This is a genomic window from Protofrankia sp. CiP1_Cm_nod3 (assembly GCF_982290655.1).
On record NZ_CEVIVD010000044.1, the window covers coordinates 6264 to 6878 of the forward strand.

A 615-nucleotide genomic window follows, 5' to 3' on the forward strand; every position below is an offset into this window, starting at 1 on the left:
CCCGAATGGCCCGAACAGGGTGAACGGGGCGAACAGGGTGAACAGGGCGAACGAGGCGATCCGTACCGGGACGACCACGGCCCGGCTGATCGGCCGGCCGGTCAACCGGTCGATCCGGAGGACAAGACGACCTGGGCCAGGCCCAGGTCGGCGCCGCCTCCGGGAGGCCCGTGGGTACCCGGCGCGGGACCGCGCTACGACAGACAGCCGTGGCCTGAGCAGAGCCATCACCTTCAGGACGATCTTCCTACGGTCGATGCCGGGGACAGGCCCGCGTCACCTGGGCTCCAGCCGACGCGGCCGCAGGATCCGCGGAGAGCGACGCCTTTGGAGCGGCCGACGTTGCCAGTACCGCCGACGCAGCCGGTGCGGCTGGAGAAGCCGACGCGCCCGCAGGAGCCGGGACGGCCGCCTCATGCGCCAGCCGCGGTGGATGGCAGGGCGGACGACGGGCAGGCGCCGCGCGCACGGCATCCTTCCTTCGCGGAGGAAGTGGCGGAGCTGGACGAGGCGACGGACCGGCCGCCCGTGGACGACATCCCGAGGCCGACACGGGACGACGCCCAGCCATGGTGGGATCCGGACGCCCCGAGGCGGGAGGCCGCCGACAGACAT